The following is a 13,178-nucleotide window of genomic DNA, read 5'->3' as shown; positions in this document are numbered from 1 at the left end:
TCCGGGGCGCGGACTCGGCCCGGCGCGCGGACTTCGCCCGGCGCGCCGACTCGGCCAGGGCGCGGACTCCGCCCTTCCCGGTGCGTCGCCCGACCCGGTACGTCCGGCGCGTTGCTCCAGCCCTCCCTGGCGGGCCCTATCCGCTGATCAGCCCACCGGTTCACCCAGCCATCGAGCCTGGTCCGCCCCCCCACGGCCCCGGCAACCGTGTCCAGTCGCCGGGTCCGCCGTCGAAGGAGACCGGCGGCAGGGCGTACCGCAGCCGTCCGGAGCGGCCGTCGGTCTCGCCGGTCTCGTTGAGCCACGGCTCCGGGCCGTCGTAGGCGGCGCCGGCCTCGCCCTCACCCGGGTCCCGCCGCGCCCCCTCCGTCAGCCAGGCCGCCGTCCGGGCCAACGCCACCCGCACGACCCGGCCGTAGCCCTCCGCCGACTGTTCGGTGAGCGCGCGCAGGACCGCCGCCGCCAGGAGGTAGCCCGTGCCGTGGTCCAGCGCCTGGGCCGGGAGCGCTCCGGGCCGCCCGGCCGTCCCCTCGATCGCCGCGACACCGGTCGCGGCCTGGACGAGGCTGTCGAAGCCGCGCCGCCCGCCCCACGGCCCGTACGCCCCCCAGGCGGACAACTGCGCCACGACCAGCCCGGGCCGGCGCTCGGTCAGTGCTTCGGGTGAGAGGCCGAACCGGTCCAGGGCACCGGGGCGGTAGCCGGTGACGACGACGTCCGCCGAGGCGAGCAGGTCCTCGAACGTCCGCCGGTCGGCGCGGAGGTCCAGGGTCGCCGACCGCTTCCCGAAGCCCGTGTCGGCATGCTGGTCGGTAAGTTCGGCCAGGTGGGGGGCGTCGAGACGCAGAACGTCGGCGCCCAGCAGGGCGAGAGTGCGGGTGGCGACCGGGCCGGCGACGACCCGCGTCAGGTCCAGCACGCGCAGCCCGGCGGCGGGCAGCAGGGGAGTGCCGTCCAGGGGCGGGAGCGCACGCGCGCGTGCCGTGTCCAGACGCGCGCTCTCGACGAGCGGCCGCCGTGCGATCTCCACCGCCTGCTCGTGCGCGGCCCACTCCTCCGGCGTCCGCAGCGCCACGGCCAGGCCCCCGGCGGCGTACACCGTCTCCTCCACCTCCAGGGCGGAGCGCTCGGCGAGTGCCGCCCCGACGGCGGCCGGATCCTCCGGCAGGCCCGGGCCCAGGGCGTGCAGCAACCGGGTGCGGTGGTGCGGGTAGTTGGCGTGCGTGCGCACCCACCCGTCGGCCGTCCGCCAGAACCGCGACAGCGGCGCGAAGGCGACCGGCGCCCTGCCGTCGACCAGCAGATGCCGTTCACTCACGAACGCGGTGGCCACCGCACCGTCGTCCACCCGCACCCGGGGCACCTCCGCCGAGTCGGACCGTCGTGCGGCCAGTTCGGCACCGGCCAGCGCGCACACACCGGTACAGGCCCGCGCCAACTCCCGTACGGGAAGCCGTGCGGCGAGGGCGCCCTCGCGCGCAACGGTCGACACGCGCGCGAGGAGGGCGGGATCGCCGTCCAGTTCCGACCAGGCGAACTCGATGTCAGTCATGACTGAACTATGCAGTATTGATCCAATCAACATACTGACCTGATGTCTGCACAGAACGTCGATATCCGCACGGGAGAGGGCTGCCCGCACGGAACAAGGCTGTCCGCACGGGGAGACAGGACGAGGAAGGGGCCGGACGGATCCCCGCCCGGCCCCACAACACCTCGCCTGCTCGCCTACTTCACCGCACGCAACGCGTTCACGACACCGAAGCCGAAGAACCCGTTGACCCGCTTGCCGCCCACGCAGGTGGCGTCCACCACGCCGTCACCGTTGCCGTCGTACGGCTCGGTCGGGCAGCCCGGGTTGTCCGCCTGGGCCTTGAGCAGCGCCTGGAGCATCGCCGGGGAGGCGTACGGGTGGGTCGACTTCAGCAGCGCGGCCACACCGGCGACGTGCGGGGACGCCATCGAGGTGCCCTGCAGGAAGCCGTACGCGTTGTTCGGCATCGTCGACAGGATGCGGCCGTTGGCCGACGGGGTGTCCGGGATCTGGTACCGGTCGCCGCCCGGCGCCGCCACGTCGGTGACGCCCAGGCCGTAGCTGGAGTAGTACGACTTGGTGCCCTTGACGCCCGTCGCGCTCACCGTGACGACCCCCGGCAGCTGGGTCGGCACGTCGAGGCACACGTGCGGGTCGACCGTCCGGGTCACCGGCGTGGAGTCGTCGGGGCTGCTGGTGTCGACGATCTCGTCCGCGTCCAGGTCGTGGTTGGAGTTGCCCGCGGAGGCGATGTTCAGCGTGCCCTTCTTCTGCGCGTACAGCTGCGCCCTGTTGACCGCGTCGACGATCGCCTTCTGGTCGGGGTCGTCCATGCAGTTGTACAGCCACGGGTCGACGTAGTAGCTGTTGTTCGTGATCTCGACCCCGTGGTCGGCGGCGAACACGAAGGCGCAGACGACGTTCTCCGGGTAGAAGAGGCCGTCCTTGGGGTCGCTCACCTTGATGCTGGAGACCTTCACGCCGGGCGCGACACCGGCCACGCCGACGCCGTTGCGGGCCGCCGCGATCTCACCGGCGACGTGCGTGCCGTGGTAGTCCTCGGCGGTGTACGGGCGCCAGGCGCCCTCGGAGGTGTCCGCGACGCCGCCGACGCAGTTGGCCGACTGGGACGCGGAGAAGTTCGGGGCGAGGTCCGGGTGGGTGTCGTCGACGCCGGTGTCGATGACGGCGACCGTCACCTTCTCGCTGCCCGGGTTGATCTCCGCCGCCTTGTCGGCGCCGATCGCGCGCAGGTCCCACTGGTCGGCCTCGAGGGGCTCGCTCTCGCCCGCCGCGGCCGACGCGGTCGCGGTCCTCGCGGCGTCCGCCTTGGACAGCAGCTGGGCCGCACCCTCGTCGGTGGTTCCCGCGAGCGACAGCGGTGCGGTCCGGGTCGCGCCCGCCGACTGCACCCCGCGTACCGCGCGTATCGCCGGGCCGAAGTCGGGGTTGGCCGAGTGCGCGACGAGCACGCCGATCTTCTCGTACGCCACGGTGACGGTGCCGCCGGCCGCGGCGATCGCCTTCTTCACCGACTCGATCGTGCGGTGGTCCACCTTCGTGTTGACGACGTACGCCAGGGTCCCGGCGTCGGCCGTCTGCGTGGCGGAGGTCGTGACCGGGGCCGCCGAGGCCGCCGTCGGCAGGAAGCCGAGGGAGGCGGTCAGCGAGAGCACGACGGGCACCGCGAGGGCGAGGCGGCGTCTGGAAGGCAGATGAGCCATGGGGTCTCCACATCATCCGGAATCGAGACCGGCCCGGGACGCGGTCGCGCCTGGGCAGGTACATGACGGGTGGTGCAGGCCTGAAGCTATCTTCCTGACTCGCCGGCCAGCAATGACCTACGGCGATGACTTCCCGAAGAGTCCGGTCCGCGGCGGGAAGAACCCGATGGAAGACCCGATCGGAAGATCCGATCGAAGCAACCCGACCGGGAAGAACCCGACCGGAGCAACCCGACCGGAGCATCCCGACCGGGAACGACCCGACCGGAGCATCCCGACCGGGAACGACCCGACCGGAGGAACCCGGCAGGGAAGAACCCGACAGGGATCAACCCGGCCGGGAGATCCCGACGGGGAAGAACCCGATCGGCGCGAACCCCATCGAGTGGAACCCGATCGAGTTGAAGCCGATCGAGTTGAACCGGTCCACGCGCGCCGCCGTGACCTTGGGCAGGGAGCCCGAGGACGATCGAGCCCCCCGCACACCCGCCATCCGCAATGCGAGGAGACCCCGTGGCCACCGAGACACCGCCCCCCTCGAAAACCTCAGCCCAACTCCCCTCCACCGAGGAGTTCCGCGCGGTGCAGGAGAGCGCGGAGTTCGGTGAGCTGCGCCGCTCCTACCGCAGCTTCGCCTTTCCGCTGACCGTGGCCTTCATCGCCTGGTACCTGCTGTACGTCCTGCTGTCCAACTACGCGGGCGACTTCATGGGCACCAAGCTGTTCGGCAACATCAACGTCGCCTTCGTCCTCGGCGTCGCCCAGTTCGTCACCACGTTCCTCATCGCCTGGTGGTACTCGCGGCACGCCGCCGCGAAGCTCGACCCCAAGGCCGATGCCATCAAGTCCCGGATGGAGGGCGGCGCATGAGCCCCGCGATCACTCTGGCAGCCGGCGAGGCCAGCGAGCACCGGCCACTGATCATCAGTCTGTTCGCGGTGTTCGTCGTCGCGACACTCGTCATCACCATCTGGGCGGGCCGCCAGACCAAGGACGCCGCCGACTTCTACGCGGGCGGCCGTCAGTTCAGCGCCTTCCAGAACGGCCTCGCGGTCTCCGGCGACTACATGTCGGCCGCGTCGTTCCTCGGCATCGCCGGCGCGATCGCCCTCTTCGGTTACGACGGCTTCCTGTACTCCATCGGCTTCCTCGTCGCCTGGCTGGTGGCGCTGCTCCTGGTGGCCGAACCGCTGAGGAACTCCGGCCGCTACACCATGGGCGACGTCCTGGCGTACCGCATGCGCCAGCGACCGGTCCGTACCGCGGCCGGCACCTCCACGATCGTCGTCTCGATCTTCTACCTGCTGGCCCAGATGGCGGGCGCGGGCGTCCTCGTCTCCCTGCTGCTCGGCATCACCTCCGACGCCGGCAAGATCCTGATCGTCGCCCTCGTCGGCCTGCTCATGATCGTGTACGTCTCCATCGGCGGCATGAAGGGCACCACCTGGGTGCAGATGGTCAAGGCGGTGCTGCTCATCGGCGGCACCCTGCTGATCACCTTCCTGGTGCTGCTGAAGTTCAACTTCAACATCTCCGACCTGCTCGGCACGGCCGCCGAGAACAGCGGCAAGGGCGCCGCCTTCCTGGAGCCCGGCCTCCAGTACGGCGCGACCGGCACCTCCAAGCTGGACTTCATCTCCCTGGGCATCGCCCTGGTGCTCGGCACGGCCGGCCTGCCGCACATCCTGATCCGCTTCTACACGGTCCCCGACGCCAGGGCCGCCCGGAAGTCCGTGAACTGGGCGATCGGCATCATCGGCGGCTTCTACCTGATGACCATCGCGCTCGGCTTCGGCGCCGCGGCCCTGATCTCGCAGGACGAGATCATCGCCTCCAACCCGTCCGGCAACACGGCCGCGCCGCTGCTCGCCCTCCACCTGGGCGGCGTCGACTCGGCCTGGGGCGCGATCCTCCTCGCCACGATCTCGGCGGTGGCCTTCGCCACGATCCTCGCCGTGGTCGCCGGCCTCACCCTCGCCTCGTCGTCGTCCTTCGCGCACGACATCTACGCCAACGTCATCCGCAAGGGCCAGGCCACCGGCAAGGAGGAGGTCCGCGCGGCCCGCTGGGCGACCGTCTTCATCGGCGTCGTCTCCATCGGCCTGGGCGCCCTCGCCCGCGACCTCAACGTCGCCGGCCTGGTCGCGCTGGCCTTCGCGGTCGCCGCGTCCGCGAACCTGCCGACCATCCTCTACAGCCTGTTCTGGAAGCGGTTCACCACCCAGGGCGCCCTGTGGTCGATCTACGGCGGCCTGATCGTGGCGGTCGGCCTGGTGCTGTTCTCGCCCGTGGTCTCCGGCGACCCCAAGGCGATGTTCCCCGACGTCGACTTCGCCTGGTTCCCGCTGAAGAACCCCGGCATCATCTCCATCCCGTTCGGCTTCCTGATGGGCTTCCTCGGCACCGTCCTGTCCAAGGAGGAGCCGGACGTCGGCAAGTACGCGGAGCTGGAGGTGCGGTCCCTGACCGGCACCGGCGCCCACTGAGCCACGTCACCGAAGCGGCCGCGTCGTAGATCCCTACGACGCGGCCGCGTCTTACGTCGTGGGATCGGCGGCTGTCGTTGTCGGCGCCGTCACGTAGGCTCGCAGAGGAGGGACACATGCGATCCGCTACGAGGGAGGGGGCCCGCGTGCTCATCGACACCTACGGCCGAGTGGCCACCGACCTGAGGGTCTCGCTGACCGACCGGTGCAATCTGCGGTGCACGTACTGCATGCCCGAGGAGGGCCTGCAGTGGCTGGCGAAGCCCGACCTCCTCACGGACGACGAGATCGTCCGCCTGATCGACATCGCGGTCCGCACGCTCGGCATCGAGGAGGTCCGCTTCACCGGCGGCGAGCCCCTGCTGCGCCCCGGCCTCGTCGGCATCGTCGAGCGGGTCGCCGCCCTCGAGCCACGCCCCCAGATGTCGCTGACGACCAACGGCATCGGTCTCAGGCGCACGGCGACCGCCCTGAAGGCCGCGGGCCTGGACCGGGTCAACGTCTCCCTCGACACGCTCCGCCCGGACGTCTTCAAGACCCTCACCCGCCGCGACCGCCACAAGGACGTCCTCGAAGGCCTGCAGGCCGCCCGCGAGGCCGGCCTGACCCCGGTGAAGGTGAACTCGGTCCTGATGCCGGGCCTGAACGACGACGAGGCCCCCGACCTGCTCGCCTGGGCCGTCGAGCACGACTACGAGCTGCGCTTCATCGAGCAGATGCCCCTGGACGCCCAGCACGGCTGGAAGCGCGAGGGCATGGTCACCGCCGGGGACATCCTGGCCTCCCTGCGGACCCGCTTCGACCTGACCCCCGAGGGCGACGAGGCACGCGGTTCGGCCCCGGCGGAGCGCTGGCTGGTGGACGGCGGCCCGCATGTCGTCGGCGTCATCGCCTCCGTGACCCGCCCGTTCTGCGCCGCCTGCGACCGCACCCGCCTCACGGCCGACGGCCAGATCCGCACCTGCCTCTTCGCCCGCGAGGAGACGGACCTCCGAGCGGCCCTGCGCTCCGGCGCCCCCGACGAGGAGATAGCCCGCATCTGGCGCCTGGCCATGTGGGGCAAGAAGGCCGGCGCGGGCCTCGACGACCCGTCGTTCGTCCAGCCGGACCGACCGATGTCGGCGATCGGGGGCTGAGACCCGTCGCTCCCGGGCGGTGGATCAGGTCGGCTTCGGGTGCGGGTTCCTCTCGGCCTGGCCGAGAGGAACGGGTGCGTGCAACGGCACGGCGGAGGAGGGCGTCGACGCGATGGAGGTCCTCCCGCGCGAGCGCAGCCGGGCGTGGGGGAGTGGACACCGACGGGACAACCGACGAGGACAACCGACGACAACGCGACAGATGCGCGTGCCAGGGACCGCGGCCCCGGACAAGATCACGCGACACCCGCTACGGCTGCGAGCCTTCGGGTGCTTCCCACTCCTCGAACTTCACCACGTCCTTCAGGAAACCCCGGACACCGAGGAACTGGGACAGGTGTTCGCGGTGCTCCTCGCACGCCAGCCACGTCTTCCGCCGTTCCGGCGTGTGGATCTTCGGGTTGTTCCAGGCCAGCACCCACACGGCATCGGCACGGCAACCCTTGGCGGAGCAGATCGCGTCACTCACAGATTCGTCTCACAGGTGGGCAGACAAAGGCGACGCCGAGCAGCCACGGGGGGAGCTGCCCGGCGTCGGTCCGTCGCTCCGACGGGGGATGCGGAGCGCGTACGAAGTATGTCACGGGTAACCAGCCCCAGGGCACCGGAACAGCATGATTGATCTGAGCTTTTCCTGAGCTTGGCGCACAGTCGACTCATGGCCGGATCATGGCCGCCGCTCGGCCGGACCGGCCTCCCCGTCCGTACGGACGGATTCCGTGAAGCGCTCCTCTTCCGGCCCGGACGCACCCGGACCGTCCTCCGCGTGCGGCGGCGTGAGCATCGGCCGTACCGGCGTGGTCAGGAACGTCGAGGGAAGCCCCGGCGCGTTCTCCCGCCCGGCGTTCGCGATCACCACCGAGATGTAGGGCAGGACCGCCCCGAGGACCAGCGCCACCACAGCCACATGGCGCTCCACGTTCCACAGCACCGCCGCGAGGATCACGGACAGGGTGCGGATCGACATCGAGATCACGTACCGCCGCTGCCGGCCGCGCACGTCGTCCTGGAGCCCCTGCCGGGCTCCAGTGATCCGGAACACCTGGACGTTGCCGCCGCCACTCTGCTTCCGCATCACGTTCCACCATCCGACCGCATCGAACTCTCCCCGGCACCCACGGTACGCCGCGCCTCGGCCGCCTTCGAGACCGGGGCACCCCCCCGCCCGAGCGGTCCCGGTGCGCCGTACCGCGTACGGCCGTACCCGACATGCGCCGTACGGCGCACGGCGCCAGACTGGGTGCAATGCTCACGTCGAGCCGTACGAGGAGGCAGCCATGGGCTGGTTGTGGGCGATCATCGTGGGATTCGTGCTGGGCCTGATCGCCAAGGCGGTCATCCCGGGCAAGCAGCACAGTCCGCTCTGGCTGACCACCATCTTCGGCATCCTGGGCGCCATCGTGGGCAACGCCGTCGCCCGCGGCTTCGGCGTCGACGAGACTCCCGGCATCGACTGGAGCCGCCACATCTTCCAGCTGATCGCCGCGATCATCATCGTGGCCTTCGGCGACATGCTATACATGGCGACGCTGGGCAAGCGCAAGCACCACCGCACCACCTGACGCCGGACACCGCACCGCCCACACCCGGGCACCGCACCACCTGACGCCAGGCACCACGACGGCGCGCCCCCCGGAGCGGACGCCGCCGACAGCAGCAGACGCTCCGAGGGGCGCGGGGACCCGTGCGCGCGGACCCGGCGGGCCGCCGATCACGACCGGCTAGGCCCCGGTGACCTCCACAGCCGCCAGGTTCTTCTTGCCGCGCCGCAGCACCAGCCACCGCCCGTGCAGCAGGTCCTCCTCGGCCGGTACGGCGTCCTCGGCGGCGACCTTGACGTTGTTCACGTAGGCACCGCCCTCCTTCACCGTGCGCCGCGCGGCGGACTTGCTGGCCACCAGGCCGACCTCGGCGAACAGGTCCACGACCGGTCCGAGCTCGGCGACCCGGATGTGCGGCACCTCGGACAGGGCCGCCGCCAGCGTCCGGTCGTCGAGCTCGGCCAGCTCGCCCTGCCCGAACAGCGCCCTGGACGCGGCGATCACGGCGGCCGTCTGATCCGCGCCGTGCACCAGCGTCGTCAGCTCCTCGGCCAGCGCCCGCTGGGCGGCCCGCGCCTGCGGCCGCTCCTCGGTCTGCCGCTCCAGCTCCTCCAGCTCCTCACGGGAGCGGAAGGACAGGATGCGCATGTACTTCGAGATGTCCCGGTCGTCCACGTTCAGCCAGAACTGGTAGAACGCGTACGGCGTCGTCATCTCCGGGTCGAGCCAGACGGCGCCGCCCTCGGTCTTGCCGAACTTGGTGCCGTCCGCCTTCGTCATCAGCGGCGTCGCCAGCGCGTGCACGGTGGCGTCCGGCTCAAGCCGGTGGATCAGGTCCAGGCCGGCCGTGAGGTTGCCCCACTGGTCGCTGCCGCCCTGCTGGAGTGTGCAGCCGTAACGCCGGTAGAGCTGGAGGAAGTCCATGCCCTGGAGGATCTGGTAGCTGAACTCGGTGTAGCTGATGCCCTGGTCGGACTCCAGGCGGCGGGCCACGGAGTCCTTCGTCAGCATCTTGTTGACGCGGAAGTGCTTGCCGATGTCCCGCAGGAACTCGATCGCGGACAGGCCGGCCGTCCAGTCGAGGTTGTTGACCATCACGGCCGCGTTCTCCCCCTCGAAGGAGAGGAAGGGCTCGATCTGCCCGCGCAGCCTGTCGACCCAGCCGGCGACCGTCTCCGGGTCGTTCAGCGTGCGCTCCGCCGTCGGGCGGGGGTCGCCGATCAGGCCCGTCGCCCCGCCGACCAGAGCCAGCGGCCGGTGCCCGGCCTGCTGGAGCCGGCGCACGGTCAGCACCTGCACCAGGTGTCCGACGTGCAGGGACGGGGCGGTCGGGTCGAAGCCGCAATAGAACGTGACGGGACCGTCCGCGAGCGCCTTGCGCAAAGCGTCCTCGTCAGTGGACAGGGAGAACAGCCCCCGCCACTTCAGCTCGTCGACGATGTCCGTCACGGTTCTCGTATCTCCTTGGAATGGGCTCGTGGTCAGGTACGAGGTTATACGCCCTGGCTGACAGAGCTCATATTGAATTCCGGCACCCTCAGCGCCGGCATCGCGGCCCTGGTGAACCAGTCGCTCCACTCCCGGGGCAGCGTCTTCTCCGTGCGCCCCGCCTCCGTCGCCCGGCTCAGCAGGCCGACCGGCGACTCGTTGAACCGGAAGTTGTTGACCTCACCGACGACCTCGCCGTTCTCCACGAGGTACACGCCGTCCCGGGTCAGGCCGGTCAGCAGCAGCGTCGCCGGGTCGACCTCGCGGATGTACCACAGACAGGTCAGCAGCAGCCCGCGCGTGGTGCTCGCCACCATCTCGTCCAGCGAGCGGTCGTCGCCGCCGTCCAGGATCAGGTTGTCGCCCGCGGGAGCCACCGGCAGACCGGTCAGGGCCGCGCTGTGCCGGCTGGTCGCGAGGTGCTTCAGCTCGCCCCCGTCGATCCACTCGGTGGCCCGGATCGGCAGCCCGTTGTCGAAGACCGACTGATCACCGCCGGAGGAGTGCGCGACGACGAACGGAGCCGACTCCAGACCCGGCTCGTGCGGGTCGCTGCGCAGGGTCAGCGGCAGTTCGGTCAGCTTCTCGCCGAGGCGGGTGCCGCCGCCCGGCTTGGAGAACACCGTCCGGCCCTCGGCCGCGTCCCGTCCCGACGCCGACCACAGCTGGTAGATCATCAGGTCCGCGACGGCGGTCGGCGGCAACAGCGTCTCGTACCGCCCGGCGGGCAGCTCGATCCGCCGCTCGGCCCAGCCCAGGCGTACGGCGAGCTCCGCGTCGAGCGACGCCGGGTCGACGTCCTTGAAGTCCCGGGTCGACCGCCCCGCCCACGCCGAGCGCGTACGGTCCGGAGACTTGGCGTTGAGCTCCAGCGTCCCGTTCGGCTGGTCGTGCCGCAGCCGCAGCCCCGTCGACGTGCCCAGGTACGTCGACACCAGCGCGTGCTGCGCGAAGCCGTACAGCTCGCGGCCCCCCGCACGCGCGCGTGCGAACGCCTCGCCCAGCGACGGCGCGAAGTCGGCGAACACCGCGGACGAGGTCTCGGCGGGCGCCTCCGTGAACTCCGGGGACTGCGCCACCCCCGTGACCAGCGGCTGCGCGTCCTCGGCGGGGCCGGCCCCGCGCGCGGCGGCCTCGGCGGCCCGCACCAGCGACTCCAGCTCGTCGGCGGTCACGGCCGCCCGCGAGACGACCCCGGAGGCGGTTCCCTCCTTGCCGTCGACCGTCGCGATCACGGTGAGCGTGCGCGAACGCGTCACACCGTTGGTGGTGAGCGCGTTGCCCGCCCAGCGCAGGTTGGCGGTCGACTCCTCGTCGGCGATGACGACACAGCCGTCGGCCCGCGACAGCTCCAGGGCCCGCTCGACGACCTCGTGCGGCTTGTTCGCCTTGTCGGTGCGCGCGCTCATCGGCCGGCCTCCTGCGTGGTGTTCAGAATGTTGACGCCCTTGAACAGGGCCGACGGGCAGCCGTGCGACACGGCCGCGACCTGTCCCGGCTGGGCCTTGCCGCAGTTGAAGGCGCCGCCGAGGACGTAGGTCTGCGGGCCGCCGACCGCGGCCATGGAGCCCCAGAAGTCGGTGGTCGTCGCCTGGTAGGCCACGTCCCGCAGCTGGCCGGTGATCCGCCCGTTCTCGATGCGGAAGAAGCGCTGCCCGGTGAACTGGAAGTTGTACCGCTGCATGTCGATCGACCAGGACCGGTCCCCGACGACGTAGATGCCCCGGTCGACGCCCCCGATGAGGTCCTCCGTGGACATGCCCGCCGGATCAGGCAGCAGCGACACGTTCGCCATGCGCTGCACCGGCACGTGACCGGGGGAGTCGGCGAACGCGCACCCGTTGGAGCGCTCGAACCCGGTGAGCTTCGCGATCCGCCGGTCCAGCTGGTAGCCGACGAGCGTGCCGTCCTTCACCAGGTCCCAGGACTGCGCCTCCACGCCCTCGTCGTCGTAGCCGACGGTCGCCAGGCCGTGCTCGGCGGTGCGGTCGCCGGTGACGTTCATCAGGTCCGAGCCGTAGCGCAGCTTGCCGAGCTGGTCGAAGGTGGCGAAGGACGTGCCGGCGTAGGCGGCCTCGTAGCCGAGGGCCCGGTCCAGCTCGGTGGCGTGCCCGATGGACTCGTGAATGGTCAGCCACAGGTTGGACGGGTCCACGACCAGGTCGTACAGCCCCGGCTCGACGCTGGGCGCCCGCATCTTCTCGGCGAGCAGGTCCGGGATGCGCTCCAGCTCGTCGTCCCAGTCCCAGCCGGTGCCCGTGAGGTACTCCCAGCCCCGCCCCACCGGCGGGGCGATCGTCCGCATCGACTCGAACTCACCGCTGGACTCGTCGACCGACACCGCGGTCAGGTGCGGGTGCAGCCGCACGCGCTGCTGCGTGGTCACCGTCCCCGCCGTGTCCGCGTAGAACTTGTTCTCGTGGACGGTGAGCAGCGAGGCGTCCACGTGGTTGATCCCCTGGGCGGCGAGCAGCCGTGTGCTCCAGTCCGCGAGCAGCGCCGACTTCTCCTCGTCGGGCACGGTGAACGGGTCGATCTCGTACGACGAGATCCACGTCTTGTCGGTGTGCACCGGCTCGTCGGCGAGCTCGACCCTCCCCCACTGCCCGAAAGGCGTGGGAGGCGCCCCCACGTCGGACCCGGCGGCCTTGATGACCTGGGCGGACAGCTTGGCCATCGCCACCGCCTGCGAGGCGACCTTGGCCGCCGCGTCCATCGTCAGGTCCACGCCGGACGCGAACCCCCACGTGCCGCCGTGCACCACCCGCACCGCGAACCCGAGGTCGGTCGTGTCCGACGACCCGGCCGGCTTGGCGTCCCTCAGCCGCCAGGACGCGCTGCGCACCCGCTCGAACCGGAAGTCCGCGTGCTCCGCCCCCAGCGCACGCGCGCGTGCGAGCGCGGCGTCGGCCAGGGCGCGTAGGGGCAGTGCCAGAAATGACTGGTCGATTTCATGGGGCACGGATGGGTTTCCCTTCGCGCTGTCGCCTGTGAAGACCGTTCGAGGACCGTTCCTGGGAGTGAATCATGTCCCCACGGCCCCGAGTGCGGGAAAATCCCGTCACCGCGCGCGGGCCCGGCGCGGACTCCACCGCCCGCACGACCCTGGTCGAGGCGCGCACCGGGCCGGCGCACCGACGGGTGCTCGCGGGCGAGGGCCTCGACGATCTGTGCGCCGAACCGACGGCGACCGATCCCCGACGGGGCCGTGACACGTCACGACTGTAGGAATCCGACAGCAGCGCCCCTGCCCCACTGTCGGTGCCCGA

At 71.1% G+C, this 13,178-nt stretch carries 12 protein-coding genes; 5 read left to right on the top strand and 7 right to left on the bottom strand.

Features of this window, described 5'->3' with window-relative positions; translation table 11 throughout:
- Positions 1-160: 160 nt before the first annotated feature.
- Both ACIBBD_RS21545 and ACIBBD_RS21540 read right to left on the bottom strand, forming a co-directional pair.
- Entirely contained in the window at positions 161-1,552 is a 1,392-nt protein-coding gene (locus tag ACIBBD_RS21545) for a CoA transferase (RefSeq protein WP_399421076.1), read from the bottom strand.
- A gap of 176 nt (positions 1,553-1,728) precedes the next feature.
- On the bottom strand, positions 1,729-3,258 hold the full coding sequence (locus ACIBBD_RS21540) for a S8 family peptidase (RefSeq protein ID WP_399421075.1): 1,530 nt from the start codon (positions 3,256-3,258) through the stop codon (positions 1,729-1,731).
- Between the two features lie 513 nt (positions 3,259-3,771).
- Between ACIBBD_RS21540 and ACIBBD_RS21535 the strand changes: the two genes are divergently transcribed.
- From ACIBBD_RS21535 to moaA, 3 genes are all read left to right on the top strand, one after another.
- Positions 3,772-4,128, top strand: a complete 357-nt coding sequence (locus ACIBBD_RS21535; protein ID WP_399421074.1) for a DUF485 domain-containing protein — start codon at positions 3,772-3,774, stop codon at positions 4,126-4,128.
- The gene (locus ACIBBD_RS21530) at positions 4,125-5,744 is read left to right on the top strand and encodes a cation acetate symporter (RefSeq protein ID WP_399421073.1); all 1,620 of its coding nucleotides are present in this window, start codon (positions 4,125-4,127) and stop codon (positions 5,742-5,744) included. Before ACIBBD_RS21535 ends, ACIBBD_RS21530 begins: the two co-directional genes overlap by 4 nt.
- A gap of 146 nt (positions 5,745-5,890) precedes the next feature.
- A complete protein-coding gene (gene moaA / locus ACIBBD_RS21525) occupies positions 5,891-6,880 on the top strand; it encodes a GTP 3',8-cyclase MoaA (RefSeq protein ID WP_399421306.1) in 990 nt (329 codons plus the stop codon).
- A 250-nt stretch (positions 6,881-7,130) separates the two neighbouring features.
- Here moaA and ACIBBD_RS21520 read toward each other — a convergent pair whose 3' ends face one another.
- Positions 7,131-7,349 carry a hypothetical protein gene (locus tag ACIBBD_RS21520; protein WP_399421072.1) on the bottom strand — a complete coding sequence of 73 codons (219 nt, stop codon included), beginning with the start codon at positions 7,347-7,349 and terminating at the stop codon, positions 7,131-7,133.
- 198 nt (positions 7,350-7,547) lie between these two features.
- Entirely contained in the window at positions 7,548-7,955 is a 408-nt protein-coding gene (locus ACIBBD_RS21515; protein WP_399421071.1) for a DUF3099 domain-containing protein, read from the bottom strand.
- A 202-nt stretch (positions 7,956-8,157) separates the two neighbouring features.
- On the opposite strand from ACIBBD_RS21515, the gene ACIBBD_RS21510 reads away from it, so the two are divergent.
- Positions 8,158-8,442 carry a GlsB/YeaQ/YmgE family stress response membrane protein gene (locus ACIBBD_RS21510; protein WP_399421070.1) on the top strand — a complete coding sequence of 95 codons (285 nt, stop codon included), beginning with the start codon at positions 8,158-8,160 and terminating at the stop codon, positions 8,440-8,442.
- 159 nt (positions 8,443-8,601) lie between these two features.
- On the opposite strand, the gene tyrS is transcribed toward ACIBBD_RS21510, so the two are convergent.
- From tyrS to ACIBBD_RS21495, 3 genes are read right to left on the bottom strand one after another with little or no spacing between them, the layout of a single operon-like run.
- The gene (gene tyrS / locus ACIBBD_RS21505; RefSeq protein ID WP_399421069.1) at positions 8,602-9,870 is read right to left on the bottom strand and encodes a tyrosine--tRNA ligase; all 1,269 of its coding nucleotides are present in this window, start codon (positions 9,868-9,870) and stop codon (positions 8,602-8,604) included.
- A 44-nt stretch (positions 9,871-9,914) separates the two neighbouring features.
- A complete protein-coding gene (locus ACIBBD_RS21500; RefSeq protein WP_399421068.1) occupies positions 9,915-11,318 on the bottom strand; it encodes a metallopeptidase TldD-related protein in 1,404 nt (467 codons plus the stop codon).
- The gene (locus ACIBBD_RS21495) at positions 11,315-12,871 is read right to left on the bottom strand and encodes a TldD/PmbA family protein (RefSeq protein ID WP_399421067.1); all 1,557 of its coding nucleotides are present in this window, start codon (positions 12,869-12,871) and stop codon (positions 11,315-11,317) included. Before ACIBBD_RS21495 ends, ACIBBD_RS21500 begins: the two co-directional genes overlap by 4 nt.
- Before the next feature lie 65 nt (positions 12,872-12,936).
- Between ACIBBD_RS21495 and ACIBBD_RS21490 the strand changes: the two genes are divergently transcribed.
- Complete coding sequence (locus ACIBBD_RS21490; RefSeq protein ID WP_399421066.1) at positions 12,937-13,137, top strand: hypothetical protein; 201 nt, start codon at positions 12,937-12,939, stop codon at positions 13,135-13,137.
- The last annotated feature ends 41 nt before the right edge of the window (positions 13,138-13,178 follow it).

It is taken from the genome of Streptomyces sp. NPDC051315 (assembly GCF_044455165.1).
Lineage (GTDB): Bacteria > Actinomycetota > Actinomycetes > Streptomycetales > Streptomycetaceae > Streptomyces.
The sequence above is the reverse complement of the archived record's forward strand: the minus strand, read 5'-3'. Positions and strand labels throughout refer to the sequence as shown.